The 20,086-nt window shown below is 34.3% G+C and carries 17 protein-coding genes and 1 pseudogene; 15 read left to right on the top strand and 3 right to left on the bottom strand.

The window, feature by feature from the left end; translation table 11 throughout:
- Positions 1-50: 50 nt before the first annotated feature.
- Complete coding sequence (locus ACQKNC_RS06575) at positions 51-449, bottom strand: glucosamine 6-phosphate synthetase (RefSeq protein ID WP_427424052.1); 399 nt, start codon at positions 447-449, stop codon at positions 51-53.
- A gap of 343 nt (positions 450-792) precedes the next feature.
- Here ACQKNC_RS06575 and ACQKNC_RS06580 point away from each other — a divergent pair, with 343 nt between their 5' ends.
- A complete protein-coding gene (locus tag ACQKNC_RS06580; RefSeq protein ID WP_427424053.1) occupies positions 793-1,383 on the top strand; it encodes an undecaprenyl-diphosphatase in 591 nt (196 codons plus the stop codon).
- A gap of 530 nt (positions 1,384-1,913) precedes the next feature.
- On the top strand, positions 1,914-2,702 hold the full coding sequence (locus ACQKNC_RS06585) for a DeoR/GlpR family DNA-binding transcription regulator (RefSeq protein ID WP_427424054.1): 789 nt from the start codon (positions 1,914-1,916) through the stop codon (positions 2,700-2,702).
- A gap of 237 nt (positions 2,703-2,939) precedes the next feature.
- On the opposite strand, the gene ACQKNC_RS06590 is transcribed toward ACQKNC_RS06585, so the two are convergent.
- On the bottom strand, positions 2,940-4,130 hold the full coding sequence (locus tag ACQKNC_RS06590; protein ID WP_427424055.1) for an MFS transporter: 1,191 nt from the start codon (positions 4,128-4,130) through the stop codon (positions 2,940-2,942).
- Positions 4,131-4,489: 359 nt separating this feature from the next.
- Between ACQKNC_RS06590 and ACQKNC_RS06595 the strand changes: the two genes are divergently transcribed.
- From ACQKNC_RS06595 to ACQKNC_RS06645, 11 genes are all read left to right on the top strand, one after another.
- Positions 4,490-5,398, top strand: coding sequence for a DUF2268 domain-containing protein (locus ACQKNC_RS06595; RefSeq protein WP_427424056.1), 909 nt, complete (start codon positions 4,490-4,492; stop codon positions 5,396-5,398).
- A gap of 313 nt (positions 5,399-5,711) precedes the next feature.
- Positions 5,712-6,578 carry a carbohydrate ABC transporter permease gene (locus ACQKNC_RS06600; RefSeq protein ID WP_427424057.1) on the top strand — a complete coding sequence of 289 codons (867 nt, stop codon included), beginning with the start codon at positions 5,712-5,714 and terminating at the stop codon, positions 6,576-6,578.
- A gap of 3 nt (positions 6,579-6,581) precedes the next feature.
- Positions 6,582-7,409 (top strand): carbohydrate ABC transporter permease, encoded by an 828-nt coding sequence (locus tag ACQKNC_RS06605; protein WP_427424058.1) that lies wholly within the window; start codon positions 6,582-6,584, stop codon positions 7,407-7,409.
- 25 nt (positions 7,410-7,434) lie between these two features.
- Positions 7,435-8,790: an ABC transporter substrate-binding protein gene (locus ACQKNC_RS06610; protein WP_427424333.1), complete on the top strand. Its 1,356-nt coding sequence runs from the start codon at positions 7,435-7,437 to the stop codon at positions 8,788-8,790.
- 121 nt (positions 8,791-8,911) lie between these two features.
- Complete coding sequence (locus ACQKNC_RS06615; protein WP_427424059.1) at positions 8,912-9,619, top strand: HAD family hydrolase; 708 nt, start codon at positions 8,912-8,914, stop codon at positions 9,617-9,619.
- 44 nt (positions 9,620-9,663) lie between these two features.
- Entirely contained in the window at positions 9,664-10,626 is a 963-nt protein-coding gene (locus ACQKNC_RS06620; RefSeq protein WP_427424060.1) for a sugar phosphate isomerase/epimerase family protein, read from the top strand.
- Positions 10,627-10,883: 257 nt separating this feature from the next.
- Positions 10,884-11,984 (top strand): ABC transporter ATP-binding protein, encoded by a 1,101-nt coding sequence (locus ACQKNC_RS06625; RefSeq protein ID WP_427424061.1) that lies wholly within the window; start codon positions 10,884-10,886, stop codon positions 11,982-11,984.
- Positions 11,985-12,477: 493 nt separating this feature from the next.
- Entirely contained in the window at positions 12,478-14,097 is a 1,620-nt protein-coding gene (locus tag ACQKNC_RS06630; RefSeq protein ID WP_427424062.1) for a spore germination protein, read from the top strand.
- A gap of 3 nt (positions 14,098-14,100) precedes the next feature.
- Positions 14,101-15,291, top strand: a complete 1,191-nt coding sequence (locus tag ACQKNC_RS06635) for a Ger(x)C family spore germination protein (protein WP_427424063.1) — start codon at positions 14,101-14,103, stop codon at positions 15,289-15,291.
- Between the two features lie 2 nt (positions 15,292-15,293).
- On the top strand, positions 15,294-15,530 hold the full coding sequence (locus tag ACQKNC_RS06640) for a hypothetical protein (RefSeq protein ID WP_427424064.1): 237 nt from the start codon (positions 15,294-15,296) through the stop codon (positions 15,528-15,530).
- 32 nt (positions 15,531-15,562) lie between these two features.
- Positions 15,563-16,663, top strand: coding sequence for a GerAB/ArcD/ProY family transporter (locus ACQKNC_RS06645; RefSeq protein WP_427424065.1), 1,101 nt, complete (start codon positions 15,563-15,565; stop codon positions 16,661-16,663).
- A gap of 598 nt (positions 16,664-17,261) precedes the next feature.
- Here ACQKNC_RS06645 and ACQKNC_RS06650 read toward each other — a convergent pair.
- Positions 17,262-18,098, bottom strand: coding sequence for an EamA family transporter (locus ACQKNC_RS06650; protein WP_427424066.1), 837 nt, complete (start codon positions 18,096-18,098; stop codon positions 17,262-17,264).
- 571 nt (positions 18,099-18,669) lie between these two features.
- On the opposite strand from ACQKNC_RS06650, the pseudogene ACQKNC_RS06655 reads away from it, so the two are divergent.
- Both ACQKNC_RS06655 and ACQKNC_RS06660 read left to right on the top strand, forming a co-directional pair.
- A pseudogene (locus tag ACQKNC_RS06655) lies at positions 18,670-18,978 on the top strand (PAS domain-containing protein); the annotation flags it as partial.
- Positions 18,979-19,017: 39 nt separating this feature from the next.
- Entirely contained in the window at positions 19,018-19,407 is a 390-nt protein-coding gene (locus tag ACQKNC_RS06660; RefSeq protein WP_427424334.1) for a methyl-accepting chemotaxis protein, read from the top strand.
- Positions 19,408-20,086: the final 679 nt, after the last annotated feature.

Genomic DNA, 20,086 nt, shown 5'->3' on the forward strand with positions numbered 1-20,086 from the left:
ATTCGATAAAAAAAGCTCTCGTTCGCTTGTCAAACGAGAGCTTTTACTATTTATTTACCTACTAATGCGAGAAGGTACTTGTCTCGATCCGCTTCCTCCAGCATTTTATTATCTATCAGCATTGCACCGTATCTCACATTTGTCATATTACGATCAACTAAAAATTGAACATTCACTTTTGCGGCTTTATTATTAACGGGACAATCTCCTTTAAATTCTACAACGTCCTGTCCTTTTTGTGTTTCAAAATAAACCCAATATGGATTTTTACAAGTGTTTGCAAAGCCCGATTCTAAAGTTTTACTACTATTTTCGAATGAATAGTTTTTAACATATGTAATATATTCATTATCTGTAATGTCCTTTTGTGGACCGTAAAAATACCAAAACACCCCTAAAATACCTATTGGTACAATCCACAGTATGTTCCTTTTAGTTAATTTCCCCATATTTGAAACCCCCTTTATTAAAATATTTTATCATCTTTATGCTGATTTTTGCTAGCTCACTATAATATTTTCTAGTTTAGGATTGAATATCGTAGGAAATGACTTAGGGAGTAGCTTCGTTTGTTGTTTGTTTATAAATGGGTATATTAAAAATAAGGAAACTATAATGCTAATAATGACGTCATCTATGAAAGTAAGTAGGTATTCAACTGGAATTACTTGATTTATATTGCTATGTTTGAACACGATATCGTTGAGCTCACGAGAAGACAATACTTGCTTATTTAAAAATAAATTGAGGAACTATGTTAACTAAGAAATTAAAAGCAAGGAGATTTACAAAATGAATTATGGAATATTTCAATGGATTAATGATATAGCTGGTCGCTATCCTTTTCTAGATAAAGCGATGATTTTCATCACTGATAGCGTTCCTTATGTCGTAATCTTATTCATGTTATTTTTATGGTTTACTGCAAACAAAGAAAAAAGAACGGAAAAACAATATACTGCTATCTATATTGTCTTTACAGTTTTACTTGGATTGGGTCTAAATGCACTCATTCACTTTGTCTACTATCATCCACGACCATTCATAACATATAATGTTCATCAGTTAGTACCACATGCTAATGATTCTTCTTTTGTAAGTGATCATTCAGTATTAGTATTCGCTCTAGCATGGACGTTACTTTTACGAAAAGACTCGTGGAAGTATCCGGTATTAGTATGGGCCATCTTAGTAGGAATTTCGCGTATCTACGTCGGCGTTCATTATCCAGCGGACGTGATTGGCGGAGCCCTTTTGTCATTTGGGGCAAGTTTCTTCATTTTAAAGTTCTCCAAAAAATTGGAGCCAATAGTACAAGTAGTTTTCAACATATATAAGAAACTAACAAAACATATCCCTGTCCTAGCAAAATACAGTCATTAATAACCTAAGTCAGGAAAGATAAGGATAAGCTAATGAAAATGAAGTTCTATGTTACTAGAGCAGCCTTTTTCTTATCAAAGAAATATGTTTTACTGAGAGCCGTATTTTTATGCGGCTCTTTTATTGTTTAATTTAGTCAACTTTACATTTGAAAAGGTGAAGTTGATATGATTATTATATTTAGAGTAAGGGAGCAAGCTAATAAGGTTATAAAGGCGACCTTCATTACAGAATGTTAACTATCTTGATGTAGAGATATCAAGATTCAGTTTAATTTAGTTCGAAAAAAATGGTGTCAACTTTTCTCAGACTTCACTTAAAGAAAATAAATAGTAATACATATAACTTTGAAATGTAAATGGAATGTTTAAAACGTTAAGTCTTAATAGGAAAACTTCCATTTGCTTGGTAACTTAATTACAATATAACAAAGGATCTGTAATGAAGTTTGTTCTTGATTGAAAAAGTAGGTTGGAATAAGAGTACATATTTTGGAAAATATATTTGTGGAATACAAAGAGGTGTTTATTATGAAGTCTTATACACAATTTGAGCGAAGAAAATACATACTAGATGAACTAGATCAATACAATCGTGTGATGGTCAATGATTTAGCAAAAGTGTTAAATGTAACGACAGAAACCATCAGAAGAGATTTAGATTTGTTGCATAAAGAAGGTAAGTTGACGAAAATACATGGTGGGGCTTTAAAGAAAAACGATCATACCGTGGAATTATTTTTTAATAAACGTCGCAATGAAAACATTGATGAAAAACGAAGAATAGCAATAGCAGCAAGTAAATTGGTAGAGGATAATGATATTATTGCCATTGAAGTTGGAACAACTACGCTGCAAATATTGGACTATATATATGACAAAAAAAACATAACCATTTTGACAAACTCCATACCTGCTGCTAATAAAATTATTGAGTTAAAGGAACAGTATGAGTCATTTGACTGCAAACTTATAGTAGCTGGTGGAATGTTAAATACAAATTCATTAGCATTGTCTGGTGATATGACATTAAACTTCCTTGATCATTTTACGGTTAATAAATTGTTTGCTTCTTGTGATGGAATTTCATTAGAAAAGGAATTGACATGTACGTATATTGAGGACGCTCAAATATTTAACCGCTTAAAGAAAAATGCAAGACAAGTTGTCATGATGGTAGATGAATCTAAATTCAACTTAATGAAGTTTTATAAAAGTGGGAGTTTTGCTGATATTGATACATTATTTACGAATGCTAAACTCGATACAGAATGGCAAAGTATTTTTGCAGCTAAAGGTGTAGAAATAATAACCGTATAGAAGGAAAATGATAAATCAGGCCGGGAAACTTTTTCTCAAGTAAGAGCGGTTTTTTAAAACAGGCACATTCGTATGAAGCGAATGTGCCTGTTTGATTTGTATTTCTATTAAAGTATTTGTTGCATTTAAGTAAGTCACATTTCAGGCAACTGTTTCTTCTTTTAAGTAAGAAAGTATACTGAGTAAGACCCTCGTTGTAGAATAAATTTCACTCATGAATAATTGTTCATTTCATTTTTAGGCTGATTTCTTTTGTTTTTGGTCTAAAAGATGACTAAAGAAAGTTAATAGACTTGCACAGACTGCAACTATTCCACCGACCCATGTTACATTCATTAAATTCCCTTGATGGTATACAATTCCTCCTAATGCAGAACCAAAAGCGATGCCTACGTTGCTTGCCACTGGCATGAGTGAAGCGGCGAGTCCTGTAGCATTTGGCTGATAAATTCCTGCGAGGTCGATTAAATATAGCTGAGTAGATGTTGTTAAGAGGATAGCCATTAACGACATGAAGCCAATGTTTATCAGTCCTAAAATAAAATGATTTGTTGTCCAAAATAAACTTGTCAGAACAGCTGCTTGCACTAGAAAAACAAACCGAAGGCGACCGATTGGATTGTGGCTGGCAATTTTACCGGCAAGGATGTTGCTGAAAATCGAGATAAATCCATAACCAAATAAGATTAAACTAATTGAATTATTTGGAGCTCCCATTCCCTTTAAGATAGGGACAAGGTAAGTAAAGACGGCATAAGTTGCGCCAAATCCGAGAGCAGGAATGAAAAAAGCCATCAAAATTCGAGGCTTGGTCATTAAAGAAAACTGATCACGTATCGAACTTCGTACTTGGCTGAGATTATTAGGTAAGACAAAAAAGGAGGCCAAAAACGCCAAAATTCCTAGGAAAGTGGTTAACATGAAAGTGGCATTCCAGCCGTACCATTCGGCGATTACAATTCCAATTGGCACTCCAACGACATTTGCAAGTGTGAATCCACCAAAAACGAATGATATAGCAAGTCCGCGTTTTTTAATCGGCATGGTTTCACTTGCAACAATCATGGCTAGGGAGATTAATACCCCTGTTACAATCGCTGTCATAATTCGAAGGGCAAGGAGCAGGATGTAGCTCGTCGAAATTACGCACAAAGCATTCAGGACGATGAAAGATCCAATCAAAAACAACATCCATTTACGCTTTGGAAAATGACTTGTTGCTGACATCACTAGTGGTGTGGCGATAGCAAACGTAATAGCAAACGCAGAAACGAGTGTGCCTGCTTTTGCATTTGTCATATGTAGGCTTGAAGAAATATCTGTTAAAATTCCGACAATAACAAATTCGCTTGTCCCGAGAACAAATGTTAATAAAGTAAGTGTTAAGATGAGCAACCAATGTCGCTTGGATAATTTTGTGGTGTGCATAAATACCTCTTTTCTTAGATGAATGTAAATGTGTCACATAGTAGATACACAACCTGAACATCATACCATAAAATTTTTTGTGAGAGAAATCCTTTCTTATTCAAGAGATTACTAGAATCGACAAGGGTGCAGAGTTAAATAAGAGCATGTTTTGATCATTCTTTTTTCATAACATGCTCATGTCCCGCTTTCTCGCGGGAAGCTTTGATATGCGACGAAAGCAAAGCGACTGGAGCACTCGAGAGCCCTACGCTACAATCAGTTGAAATGGGCAACATACCTGATAGCAAATAAAACATTAAAAGCTTTACATTGACGTTGCGTAAAGGATTAAGCTTTTAGATAAGGGGGGAGGTAACATGGAAAAAGTAAGAATCAATTTAATCAATAGCTTAGATTTCTATGAAAAGTGTTTATTAGGAAATGTTAATGAGAATTCATTCCGATATGAATTGATGCAACCGATGAAAACAATGTGGGATTATTTAAACGTACCGTTAAAAGCAGCGCAACCTAATGGATACGATGTTGTTATGGCATCAGAGATGTTAGGGATTTGGACTCCAAGAAAATCTATTCAACAAGTTAAGGATAATCTGCCAGAGCTTATAGAATCTAGAATTTTTGATGAATATCAGGAAGTAATCTCAAAGGGAATTGATGAATTTGAAAAGATAGGCTATTCTATTCCACTAGAAGAAATCGGCGTAAATATTCTTTTAGGGGATGAAGATAGTCAAGAAATGAAAGTAAATAAAGGATATTCAGGTTTTGGTGGAATACCGGGATATATTTTGCTAATGGTTGTTCCTAATGATTTTAATAAGAAACGATTAAAATCCGCTTTAGCTCACGAGCTTAATCATAATGTTCGTTTTACATTTGAACCATTTAATCATGGTGACGTGACTGTAGAAGAATATTTAGTGTTGGAAGGTTTAGCTGAATGTTTTGCTGAAGAAATGTATGGGAAAGAATTGATAGGACCTTGGATTAAAGATTTTGATAAAGAAGAGCTGGAGTACTCAATCGAAGTGATAAAAGAAGGAAGAAAGACTAAAGGTTTTGGAGAAGTTTCAGCTTATATGTTTGGTGATGAGGTTGCAAAGAAACAAGGGTACAGTCCAGTTGGTTTATCAGAGAATGCAGGTTATACTATTGGTTACAACTTGATCAAGAAATACTTAACCAACAGTAACAAGAGTATTGCCGAAGCGACACTGACTCCTACCGAAGAAATAATTAGAGACTCTAAATTTTTCGATTAACCTCACAACTGATACGGTAGTGCAACAAAGGTTATATAAATAATCAAACTTTTGATAAGAATTTAATCTGTATTATTAAATAACCGCGTAGCAAGGTTAATATTGCTAATTGAATTTAACTTTTTAATAAAACTACACCTAATAATAAATTAAACTATTTCTCAATGCCAACGAGAAATAGTTTTTTTATGAAAATGTATTGGTTTTTATGTTGTTTTACTTTGTTTATATGTTTATTTTTACAACTTGTTAATAAAAATACAACATCTGATTAATAATTTGGCTTTACAATGTGAATCAGGAGGTGACATGAATGCAAATAAAATTTTCAAAGGCTGCGTTCTTTTTATTACCGGTTGGAATACCTCTTACACTCTTTTGGATTATTCCGAATTTGTTTAGTTTAGGTATTAGTTTTACAGACTGGGATTTCATGACAAATGGTTTTCATTTTGTTGGTTTAGATAACTATTTCAATTTGTTTACCCAGTCATCGTTTAAGCAGGCATTGCTAAACACTCTTTATTTTGGATTTGGGACAGTTATTCCAACGATTGTATTGGGATTAGGTTTTGCTTTGTTCTTTAGAAAAAATTTCAGAGGCTCTGCCATTTACAAATTGATGATTTTTTCGCCATGGGTAACACCAACAGTAGCTGTATCGATTGTATGGTCACTTCTTTATGAACCGAAATTAGGTGTTATCAATAAGGTACTAGGCTTGGTAGGGATACCTGGATTGGATTGGCTTAAGAGCAGTGAAACCGCAATGCTAGCAGTCATTATTGTAACGGTTTGGAAACTAGTTGGATGGACAATGATTTTCTATATTGGAGCGCTCGAGAAAGTACCTGATAGCTTATACGAAGCGGCAAGTATTGATGGAGCAAATGCATGGCAGAAGTTTCGAAACGTAACACTTCCGATGGTTTCACCAACAACTTTTTTCTTAATTGTTGTGAATACGATTGTATCGCTGCAAGCATATGATCAAATTAAAATCTTAACACAAGGTGGACCGAGTGGTTCGACAAGAACACTACTCTATTTATTCTTCCAACAAGCGTTTGAACAATTTGATATGGGATCCGCGACAGCCATCGCGTTTATCATATTAATAATTACTATTCTATTATCATTTATAAACAAAATAATAGGTGACAAGTGGGTGAATTATTAAGACATGAGTAATCAAAAAAAGACACCGATTATTACAAAGCATCTCTTTTTAGCTATATCGAGTATCTTGTTTGTCTTTCCTTTTATTTGGATGGTCCTTAGTTCGTTTAAAACATCCAGTGAAGTACTACAAGGTGGTTTTTGGCCAAAAGAATTCCATTGGGAAAATTATCAAGAAGTATTAGGAGTCATTCCTTTTCACACGTATATATTTAACAGTTTCTATACTTCTTTTATTATTACAATCTATGTTCTTATTTCATCAGCGCTTTTTGCTTATATGTTGGCATTTTATAAATTTAAAGGGAAAGAATTTACGTTTGGCGTTGTCATGGCAACATATATGATTCCAGGTGCTGTATCGTATGTTCCTGTGTATGTGATGTTAGCAAAAATGGGATTGTTAAATAACCATTTTGGATACATTATTTCTTTATCAGTTAGTGTATTTGGGATTTTTTATTTAAGACAAGCGTTCCTTAAAGTTGGTCATGAAATCGTAGAAGCAGCCAAGATAGATGGGGCAAGTGATTGGAAGATTCTTTGGAAGATTGTCTTCCCGATGACACGCTCATCATTTGTGACACTAGGTTTAGTGACATTTGTCGAAAACTATAATAACTATATTTGGCCAGCGCTAGTATTAAAAGATAACGATAAAAAATTGATCACTAACGGGGTTGCTGATTTTTTCATTAATAGCTCATTAGGTAGGGATTGGTCACACATTATGGTTGCAAGTACAATCGCTACAGTACCACTCTTACTTGTATTTTTAGTATTACAAAAATGGTTCCTCTCAGGTGTTTCTGATTCTGGAATAAAGGGTTAACTAATTTAAAAGGAGGCATTTCATGATGAAGAAATTATTAACGCTTTTTATGGTTTTATCATTATTTGTTAGTGTTCTTGCAGGTTGCTCTGGAGGAGAAGGAAATGTAGTTAAGGTAACAAAAGAAGGGGATAAAATTGTTGTCCCATTCATTAACGGAGTTGGGGGATCACTTGCTGATCGTTTAGATAAAATTGTGATGGATTTCAATCAAAGTCAGGACAAGTACGTTGTAAAAACGACAAAAGCAGGTAACTATGATGAGTCTTATCAAAAGCTTCAAAGTGGATTTGCGGCAAACAATCAAGAAGCCATTGCTTTACTAGGGTCAGACGTTATTCAAAACTATATTAACAAAGAGCTAGTTGTCCCAATCGATAAATTTATCAACAATGATAAAGAATTAAAAATAGACGATTATGGTAAAGGCTTTGTTAGTCAAGCAACAGTTGATGGGAAATTTTATGGAATTCCTCTATACGGTACAACTCAAATTCTTTATTATAATAAAAAAGTATTAGAGGAAAATGGTTTTACTACAGATGACTTAAAGACGTGGGAAGGAATAGAAAAGGTAGCCGAAAAAGTATCAAAACGTGATGAAAATGGAAACGTTAGATACGCAGGTTGGATGCCGATTTGGGGTACGACAAACTTAATTGATTCGGTTCGAAGTGCTGGAGGAAACGTATTAAGTGAAGACGGAAAAACAGTTTTAATTAACGATGAAACATGGGTAAAGGTATGGGAGAAATACCGTAAGTGGCTTCATGAAGATAAAATCATGAACATTCATACAGGTGGTACTGGATGGGAATATTGGGATAACACAATTATTGATTTTGTTGAAGGTAAAACATTAGGATATACAGGTTCATCTGGTGACCAAGGTTTTGTCTATAAATCGTTAGGTGAGGGAATGGATGAGGCCGAAAGACTGGCTACATTTGGAGCAGTTCCACAACCAGGCTGGGGTGACCATAAGCCAGCACCTAAATTAGAAGCTTATTTTTTAACATTAACTAGAAATACCGATCCAGAAGTAGCACAAGGTGCATATGAGTTTATGAAATTTGCGACAAGTACTGAGAAAACAGCAGAATGGTCGATGGAAACAGGCTATATCCCTGTTCAAAACAATGTCACTGATTATAAGCCCTATGCAGATTTCGTAAAAAAACAACCACAGGCGTTAGTTCCGTTAGAGCAAGCGAATAAATATGGAGTTTCGCCATTTATCGATCCAACAGGTGGCAAAATTTATGATGCATTAGATATAGCGAAAGATAAAGTAGAAATCGAAGGAATCTCTGCTAAGGAAGCATTAGATGAAGCAGCGAAAATTGCTCAGGAAGAATTAGATAAAGTTAAAAAGAAATAATAAACTATTCGAAGAGAAATGGAGGTACTTCTCTTTTGAATGAAAGAAGTACCTTCATTATTTTGTGAATTGGTCTTATAGAAAGAGAATAATAGGCTATATGTTTTAGGAGGCGAAGAAGATGAAGAAGGGAATCATTTTCGATAAGGATGGAACATTAATACAGCTCGATACTGTTTGGTACAAAATCGTTGATTGTGTGCTTCATGATATATTTCAAAAGTTTCCGAATGAAAAGAACAGACGAGATGAATATATGCAAATTATAGGAATGGACAATAATGATTTTGAGAGTACGAGTTTACTTGCTAGTCAAACGAATTCTTTTATTGCAGCAGCATGGTATTCATTATTGGGAGGGAATAATATTAAAAAAGGGGAATTTGTACATGATGTTTGTGCATCATTCAAAAAGCATTCTACATCAGATGACCTCGTATTTACAGAAGTAAAAGGTGCTCAAGAAACATTAAAGTATTTAAAAGATCATGATTATATTATCGGTATTGTGACAGCAGACGATGTTGATGCAGCTATTCATTCGCTTAAAATGACTAATTTATATGAGTATATAGATTTTTTAAGTGCAGAGGATGGAATCAATAAACCTAAACCTAATAGTGAATGTTATCATTTTTTTAAAGATAAATTCTTACTGAATGATGAAGAAGTTTTAATGGTAGGTGACACGTTAACAGACATTCGATTTGCACGAAACTGCCATATTGAAGTAGCCGGGGTTCTTTCTGGTGCATGCAGTAAGGAAGATCTAGAAGGAAAAGCAGACTATATTATAGATAGTGTTAAAGATATTCAAAAGATTTTATAGCACAAAAAAACAATGACAATATTGATACACAGAAGGTGAAAAGGATGAAATTAGGATTAGAAACGGAAACCTATCATTTACTTTTTCAAAATGGTCGAATGGATATTTTTGATTTCATTAGAAAAACAGCGGAACACGGTTTGGATGGGGTAATGATTAATGTCATTGCTTATCCCGGCGATAAATTTTTACATCCTAAGTGGGGTGCTCTTGGCGGTGCTGAACCTGATCATTTAGAGAAGGTGCGTAAAGAAATTGAAAAGTATGGATTATACGCAGAGATTGACGCAAGAGGAACAGAACCGGGGCATTTATCAGAGGTAATTGAAGTAGCACATAAAATTGGAGCAGATGTGATTCGGACGTATTGCTGTCCAGGGAAATATGATAAAGAATTACTAGATCAAGCACCAAACAATATAAAAAAAGTTGTGCCACTTCTAAAAAAATATCGCATTAAATTAGCTGTTGAAAACCATGAGGAAGAAATAGCTGACGAAATTATACAAATTGTAAATGAAGTAAACAGCTATTGGGTAGGAGCACATTGTGATTTTGGAAATTCAATGATGGCATGGGAAGACCCGGTGGAAGCAGCAAGAAAGCTTGCTCCGTATACGTATACAACCCACTTTAAAGATCACATTATCATCGAAGCAAAAGATGGTTATAAAGTGTGCGGTGTTCCGGCAGGACAAGGAAATATCGATTTAGACGAAATCTTTAAAATTATGATGGAGCATTCCCCGTTAACAAGAATTAATATTGAAATGTGCTACCCTTATGTAGCTCGATTTAAAAGGGAAAAAGGTACAGGAGGTATTTTTGAAGTAGGAGAAGGGGCGTTTAAAGTGGAGAATCCTCCATTTGATCGAAATGTGATCGAGCCAGAAAATTATTACTATCCTCCTGAAGAACATTTAGAAGAGCTAATCGAAAAACAAATTCAAGGTGCTGAGCAATCGATTAAACATGCATTAGCGCTTAGAGATAAGTATTGTAGATAACGTCAATTTTTAAGCACATCACCCAATAATTAGGAATCAAAATTGTTAAAACATATGCAATGTCTATAAGTTGATTGGAGTGGAGGCTGGGCGACTCCATGGGGATCAGCGTCACAGATGAGACCCTGCAGCGAGCAACGCGAGTGAAGCGGCTCATCGGACGCCCCCAGGAAAGCGCCCAGCCGGAACGGAAATCAACCCAACATTATGGTAATGAGCTAATCTTCACTTGAAAATCACAATATTAGGAGGCAATGATGGCTCAGCTATTATTCGAACATATTTATAAAAAATATGATAATGATACAACAATCGTAAAAGATTTTAACCTAGAAGTGAATGATGGAGAATTTATCGTTTTTGTAGGACCTTCAGGATGTGGAAAATCGACGACATTACGTATGATTGCAGGTCTTGAAGAGATTACAGATGGGGACTTTTATATTGATGGAAAGCGTATGAATGATGTTGCACCTAAAGATCGAGATATCGCAATGGTCTTCCAAAATTACGCTCTTTATCCACATATGACGGTATTCGATAATATGGCATTCGGTTTAAAACTTAGAAAGTATAGCAAAAAAGAAATTGAAGAACGTGTAAAACATGCAGCGGAAATCCTTGGGCTTGAGCAATATTTAGAGCGAAAACCTAAAGCACTTTCCGGTGGACAACGTCAGCGTGTGGCATTAGGACGTGCGATTGTTCGGAATGCAAAAGTTTTTTTAATGGATGAGCCGTTGTCAAACCTAGATGCAAAGCTACGTGTTCAAATGCGTGCTGAAATTTCGAAATTGCACCATCAGTTGCAAACAACAACTATATATGTTACCCATGACCAAATCGAAGCGATGACGATGGCTTCTCGTATTGTTGTGCTTAAGGACGGCATCATCCAACAAGTGGGTACACCTAAAGAAGTTTATGATAAACCTGCAAACGTATTTGTAGGAGGTTTTATTGGCTCTCCTGGAATGAATTTTTTCAAAGGAACATTAACAGAAAGTGCTTTTATAGTTGGCGATTGGAATCTTCAGGTGCCAGAAGAGAAGCTGGAGTTCTTTAGAAATAACGGATATATGAATAAAGAAATTATCTTAGGTATACGCCCAGAAGACTTCTATAATGGTCAAACACCTTTAGACTTATCTTATCAAACGAAAGTAACCGTCAATATTGAAGTATCAGAATTAATGGGATCAGAAACTTATCTCTATTCGAAAAATGCTGGTCAATCCTTCGTTGCACGCGTTGACTCCTCAACAGATGTGCAAAACCAATCAAAGATAGACCTTATGTTGAATATGGAGAAAGCTCATTATTTTGATGCTCAAACTGAAAAAAGAATAATTTTATAGGTCATCATTATTGGAATAGATTCCTATATAAAGATATAAAAAAGAGATTTAGGTTTAGATCTAAATCTCTTTTTGCTTTATCAAACACTACATTACTACTATTGTACATAATGATTTTATCCCGAAATAACTGGAAGTAAATTATTGAATAAGACCCCTACGTAAAGCTTAGGCTAAACGAATATAATCTTGAACATTAAACTCACTAATCCCAATAGAAATATGTTTTCCATGTACTTTTTTTGTTCCTTAATTAGAAGTTTTGTCGAAAAAAACCTGCTATTTAATAAAAGTAGTATGATTTATTTTATTAGAACAAAATATGTGATTTAAGATTATTTTGAAAGGAGTTTCCTCATAGAAAAAGAGATTCTATATCTTATAACATGCTTAATAGAAAAGATAACGAATCAAGCCATATTATCCTAATAGGCAAAGTAATAAGCAAAATTATATGTAAGCGCAAAAAAATAAAAAGTAAGCGAGGTAGTCTATGGGCTTTTTCAAAAAGAAAAGTAATTCTAAATTACATTCCAATTCTATTTCAACTAGCCAAATGCTAAAGACAAGTTCAGCAATCGAATTAAAAACAAATCTTCAAGAAAATTTACAAAGAATAAAAGATTCCCTTGGGAAAAGCTCGGATATTATCATTCGAGAAATTCGAATTGGAAAAGATGAAACAATAAAAGCCGGTATTATCTATACAGATGGATTAACCGATACAGCTTCATTACAAAATTTCATTTTAGAAACGCTCATGCTAGATATCGAAGGGACCGAATTACAGAAAAAGCTATCTCCTGAACAAAATCTTATTAGCGTATTAAAAGATTTTGCCATGACAGTAGGAGAAATAAAAGAACTAACTAATTTTGAAGAGCTTCTTACTGGACTATTATCGGGTGATACGATTATTTTAATCGATGGATATGTCCAAGGTTTAATCATTTCCAATAGGCATTGGGTTGAGCGTGGGGTAACGGAAGCAGCGGCCCAGGTGATAGTAAGAGGACCCCGCGAAGGATTCTCCGAAAATTTGCGTGTAAATACCGCCTTAGTTCGTAGAAGACTGAAAGACCCAAATCTTTGGATGGAATCAAAAGTTATTGGAAAACGCACGAAAACGAATGTTGCCATGATGTATATCAAAGGAATTGCAAATGACAAAATAGTGAAAGAAGTCCGTTTGCGTTTGGATAAAATAGATATTGACTCAATTCTTGAAAGTGGAAATATCGAGGAATTAATTAAGGATGAACCATATTCACCTTTTCCAACCATACTTAATACGGAACGGTCGGATGTAGTAGCTGCAGAATTATTGGAAGGAAAAATAGCTATTTTTGTAGATGGAACACCATTTGTCCTAATTGTTCCAGCAATATTCATTCAATTTTTTCAATCTTCAGAAGACTACTATCAAAGTGCTGATATTGCAAGTCTTATTCGGCTCCTTCGTTTTTTTGCATTTGCGATTTCAATGCTTGCACCTGCAATATTTATTGCGGTCACAACTTTTAATCATGTAATGCTACCTCCTGGACTTCTTATTAGTCTGGCAGCTCAACGAGAAGGTGCTCCATTTCCGGCATTTGTTGAAGCAATTATAATGGAAGTCACCTTTGAAATCTTGCGTGAAGCAGGTTTAAGAATGCCACGAAGCATTGGTTCAGCCATGTCTATTGTAGGGGCATTTGTAATTGGAACAGCAGCGGTGGAAGCAGGCATAATCTCTGCTGCGATGGTAATCGTGGTTTCAATAACCGCCATTTCTAGTTTCGTTTCTCCAACTTACAACTTAGCTATCTCTGGCAGGATTCTACGCTTTGGATTTATGGCAATAGCTGCTTCTTTTGGTTTATTAGGAATTACGATTGGTTTAATCGCTCTACTTCTGCATTTATGCAGTTTGCGTTCTTTTGGAGTGCCTTATATGTCTTCACTAGGTCCATTTAATCTTTCCGATCAAAAGGATGCATTTATTCGTTTGCCTATTTGGAGATTTTTTACTAGACCGCATCTAATCAGTCAACAAAATATTTTTAGGCAACAAGACTCAGCCTCTGCAAAACCAGAACCATCAAAAGATAAGGAGTCTGAAGGGGGTTAAACGATGAAAAAGTGCATGTTTGTTTTCCTGATTCTTATCCCCCTTCTTACGGGGTGTTGGGACAAGAGGGAATTAAATGAGCTTGGTATTATGTTGGCAATGGGAATCGATAAAGTAGAAGATGAATACAGAGTAACTGCTCAAGTGGTTGTACCTTCGGAAGTATCCATGAAAACAAGTACTGGACGAACACCAATCATCCTGTATCAGGAGAACGGAGAAACGGTATATGAAGCCTTACAAAAAATTACAAAGGAGTCGCCCCGAGAAGTATATACTGGACATCTTCGAATGCTTGTGCTTGGTGAGGATTTAGCTGAAGAAGGCATTGCCAAATCCATAGAGTTATTGTCAAGATATTGGGAACTTCGATCTGATTTCTATGTTGCTATTGCTAAGGATAAGACCGCAGAGGAATTGCTAAATGTCAGAACAACGATTGAAAATATACCCGCCAATGAAATGTTTAACGCGCTTAAAACGCCAGAAGCTACCTCGACTTCAACAAACGGCTTTACATTAGATGAGTTGATAGCCAGTCTTACAAGTGCTGGAAAGGAATCTGTATTAACAGGGGTTCTAGTAAAAGGAGAATTAGAAAAGGGATCCAATAAACAGAATGTGGAATCGATTACTCCTTCTGTGCAAATTAAATATGATGATTTAGCAGTGTTTAAAAAAGATAAACTGGTGGGCTGGTTAACTGAACGCGAAAGTAGAGGATATAATGCCATCCTCAACAAAGTGCATAATTCTGTAACTGCTATATCTTGTCCTAAAGGGGGAAAAGCCACTTTAGAGATTATTCAATCGGATTCTAAAATGAAAGGCAAAATGAACAAAGGTAAGCCTGAAGTGGATATCAATATTAAAGTAAAAGGAAACGTTGAGGAAGTAGGTTGTCAAATTAATCTTAATGACCAAAAATCAATTGTTGAGCTAGAGAAAAATACTGAAAAACAGTTAGAAAAGACCATTAAGCTGACCATTGAAACGGCACAAAAACAATATAAGTCAGACATATTTGGATTTGGTGAAGCCATTCATCGATCTAATCCGAAAGAATGGAAAAAGATCAAAAAGCAGTGGGATGAGGAATTCCCTGAGATGACAGCGAATGTTAAAGTAGACGTAAAACTTGTACACACGGGTACAGAAGGTAGTTCCTTCTTAAAAAAGATAGAGGTTAAATAATCATGATAAAAACTATGGGAATATTACTGATTGCAGCAGTTATTCTGTGGATTGAAGTTCCACCTCTCTTGGAAAAAAAATATAAAAAAGAGTTGCTTGTATTTTTAATTCTTCTTGCAATTGGGGTAGGTCTAAGTATTACACTTTTTGGATTTGAAAAATCTATTCCAAATCCTTTTGATTTACTCACTTTTATTTTTAAACCACTTAATGACTTAATTTCTCTTTTGTTGAAATAATAGCACAGTGTAGAGGGGAAGGTATGATATGAATGATGCAAGACGTTAAAATAAATTCGTACCAATTTCTAGTGTTAGTTATTTTATTTACGATTGGTACGAGCATCTTAACTGTACCATCAGCATTAGCAACCGACGCAAAGCAAGACGCCTGGATTTCCACTATAATTGGTACAGGAATCGGTTTATTAGTCGTATGGCTATTCATCACTATAGCAAATTGGTTCCCCGACCTCACTTATGTCCAAATCATTGAAAAACTATTTGGAAGATGGATAGGTAAAGCCATTTCTGCTTTTTTTGTATTTATAACTCTTCTTTATGCTTCAGAACTTTTGTATTATTTTGGGATATTCCTAAACATCCATATGCTGCCGAATACTCCAATGGTAATCCTTAATATTCTTATGGCGTGGATTGTGGTGATGGGAGTCCGTCTTGGATTGGAAACCTTCGCTCGTACAGCAGAAATCCTAATTGTCGTGTTCTTCGTCTTTTTTTTCATTTTAGTAGTGTGTATTTCACCTGAAGTAAAGTTTGAAAACATACAGCCTGTATATGAGATGGGGACAAAAAAGATCGTTCAATCATCTATTTTTTATGTTATAGTATCTTCGGTAAATGCCGTTGTTCTCTTAATGATTTTTCCTTCTTTTGTTAATAAAATAAAACAAGGTAAAAAAACTTTTTTAATTGGAAACTTAATAGGTGGTATCGTCATCATCGTTATTACATTTTTATGTGTTACAGTATTAGGCGCTGATAAAACTGCAGGAGAGATTTATCCAAGCTATGAATTGACCAAAAAGATAAATATCGGGAATTTTATACAGCGTATTGAGGGATTGATGGCATCACTTTGGATTATCACTCTCTATTTTAAGACGACCCTTTATTTTTACGTTTCCGTTTTAGGGATGGCGCAAATTCTGAATTTGAAAGATTACCGCCCTTTAACATTACCGTTAGGCATGATTGCTGTTATCCTTTCTCTTGTGATTTATCCTAATATCGTCTACCTAAACCATTTTGACGAAACAACGGGTAATTCTTTAACATTATCAATCGGACTTTTTTTACCTCTATTGTTGGTTGTCGTATATGCAATACGAAAAATATTGAAATTGAAATAAACGAATAGATAATTATTTTGAAAAATCTATGGATAAACCTTTAATGGGACTAAAAATATAGGTAGAAACTCTATAATACATAGAGAAGGAAACATTGAATGGACGATTTCCAGATTCCTTTTTAGAACAGAATTAAATAACTTTATATCACTTTACAAAACCATCTTTCTATTAGGAAAAGCTAAAAAACAGCTTGTGAAATTTTACTCACAAGCTGTTTTAAATTATATTTTGAAGATAAAACCTTTAGTCTATATAATTCATCATGTTTTATTCTATTATCTCGACTTTTGTTTAAATCATTTTTTAATGTGTTATCCCAACTATTTGTAGCTTTACATGTGAAAAATTCAGCAGCACTCATTTTAAATAGTTTTATACGGGATTTGTAATTGAAAGGCTTTAAAAGCTCCGGGATATTTTTAATATAATGGTTGCTTTTTGCATGTGGATTCGAATGGTGGCATGTATATCTTCTTCTACGACAGGGACATTCATAGAAATCCAATTCACACGTTCATTTTTATTTTGATTTTCCGTTTCAGGTGATAATCTGCTCAGCCAGTAATATAGCCGATGAACCGGTGAATGTCTTTTGTTAAATTTTTGTTAGCACAATACCAGCTAGTGCGGATATAACCCCGATGACTTGATACATTTTTAGCCTTTCTTTATATAGCCAACAGCTACCGAGAACGACAACTAAACAACTTAAACTAACGATTGGGAATACAATACTCGCTACTCCTGTATCAAGAGCAAAAAAGTAGCTACAATAACCTACAACACTAATGCATCCAATAATTGACCCGAATTTCAGCTCGGTACGCTGCCATTTTTCCTTCATAATAAAGCTATTAATGATTAAATAAGTCGCACCGCCACCATACATACAAACAAGCGTATTGATTGAATCAATATGTAAATGCGAAGACGTCTTCATAAGCACACCGAGTACACCAAACGATACAATTGATAATAAAACGCGGTACATCCATGGCTTATAATCCGTTTTAACACCACTTCCTGGTACATATTGGATGATAACTGCAGAAACAAGCATAACAATAATGCCAATCCACTGAATTAGTGTAATATGCTCGTGGAAAATAAGTGCCGCACTTAATATTGGAATAACCGTATTGGCGCTAATAAGCGGCGAAGTTAAACTCGCAGGTCCTTTTTCAAACGCCTTTGACATTTGAATATTACCGTTTGCATTCAATATTCCGATGACCGCACCTAATACAATTGTTAATCCATTAAATGATGCAAACCCTACGACTGTTCCATAGCCAAACATTAATAAAAACGCGATAAGATAAAAGAAAAACTGCATATGCACTTTTGATAGTCCTTTTCCTGACGTGATCTTAAAAATCATATTATTGATTCCAAAGCAAAACATCGTCAGTATTGCTGCTACAATCCACATTTAAAATCCTCCTCTCCCTTTGATAGAATTATTTTAATATAAATTTCTAGCATTTCAAATGATTATTACAATTATAAAAGAAACTTTTTATGAAATCCGTAGCTTACTTTCATAACGAGAATCTCCTATCAAATTATTTCATTATTATTGTAAAACATCTAAAAAAGAATACCTATTAATTACGAATTTTAGTTAGTGATTGTAGAAAGTATCCTTCCATTGAGTAGAGTGAAACTTAAAAAATTGCAGACGATGAGCAGAATCAACTCTTCCAATGCCTGTTCGCTACAACCATTATAAATTGCTTTTACTAACAAAATCCCTCGGTATTAGATCAAAGGAAGTTGACACTATGTCTGAAACAGAAAAATTTACTAGTATCTTGTTCATTTTAACGATTTTTTGAAATATAAAACAAAATATAGAAAAATAGTCTCAAAAAAAGTATAATTTCCTTCGGTGGGTAAAATACACCATAAGTCATGGGAGGCTGTTGATTTTGAGCACTATTATAACTACACAAGTTTTGAATGAAAAAGCTGTTTTATCTGCACTTGAATTAAACTTAGCGATGATAGAGTTTAATTTAGAAGGAGAAATAATTTGGGTTAATAAAAACTTTTCAAGCACTTTAGGATATGAAGTTAATGAAATGAAAAATATGAGGCATAAACAATTATGTACTGAAAAGTTTAAAAACAGTAAAGAATACGAAGTATTATGGGACAACCTTCGTAAGGGAATAAAATTTCAACAAAAAATGCAGAGAGTTGGTAAAAAGGGGAATTTACTATGGCTTGAAGCTACCTATATTCCAGTTCTAAATGACGAAAGAAATGTAAGTCATGTTTTAAAGATAGCCACTGATATTACAGAGCGTGAAAATAAAACAAGAGATGTTATATCTCAATTAAATGATATGTCTACAGAGTTAGGTAATTTGGTTGTTTCTAAATCTAATGAAAATATACTAACTCTTCAATCTCTAAAAGAAAACACAAAGTTAATAAGTGAAGTATCTAAAACAATAAGATATATAGCTTCTCAAACAAATTTATTAGCATTAAATGCAGCCATTGAGGCCGCAAGAGCAGGAGAACATGGGCTTGGATTTTCAGTTGTAGCAAATGAAGTCCGTAAATTAGCCAATAATTCTGATGAGTCTATAAAAAATGTCAACTCTTATGTGGAACATATTACGAATGAAGTAACGAAAGTTAGTGATATCACTGAAAATTTACAAAGATTAGTTGAAGAAACTCAATTGAAAATTAATAATATTACGGATGAATTTAAAAATATGGAATGATTTTATTCATTACCGAAACGGCTTGAAAAAACGACTATTTATATACAAAAAATATACATCTCCATCCTAAGTGGTATATACCGAATGCGTAAATTATCCTTACACATGAGTGGTAGTACATACATCACCTGAATGCTTTATTTAAAAATATTGATATTTGAAACCTACCTGAAATCTTAGTATTAATCAGTTAAGAATGAATGTTTGGTATGTGATTGGGTTGTGCAAAACATTCAGTAATTAAACAGAAATAAGAATGGATATCTCTATGAATGTATATGTACAGAATTATAATTTTTATCCCTTTCGTTGATACGAAGGGGTTTTTGTATATTTGTGCAATTGTACATAAAAAAATATTGCACTTTTATTTTAATAACCTAACTTTCGAACTCAGAAAAAATGTACTTTGTACTAGCTTAAAATATCAGAGGCATTTCAAAAAAGGGAAACTGAATATGGAATTCAAGCAACGCCTTGTAAATAACAACTGTTGACAATTTCAAAATCAGGAATATTACCTCCTTATAGGACAGCATTTAGATGTCTTTTTTGTTGAATAAAAAGAGACAGAGTGACTCCTTACTCCATTTCTCCTTCTTCAACCTCTTTCAATGTCAAAAATTTTTCGAAACCCTTGTTACTAGAGCGTACACTTCTGTTGTTATCGATTTTTTAA

Origin of the sequence: Lysinibacillus sp. NPDC094177 (assembly GCF_050279145.1) — a bacterium.
Lineage (GTDB): Bacteria > Bacillota > Bacilli > Bacillales_A > Planococcaceae > Lysinibacillus.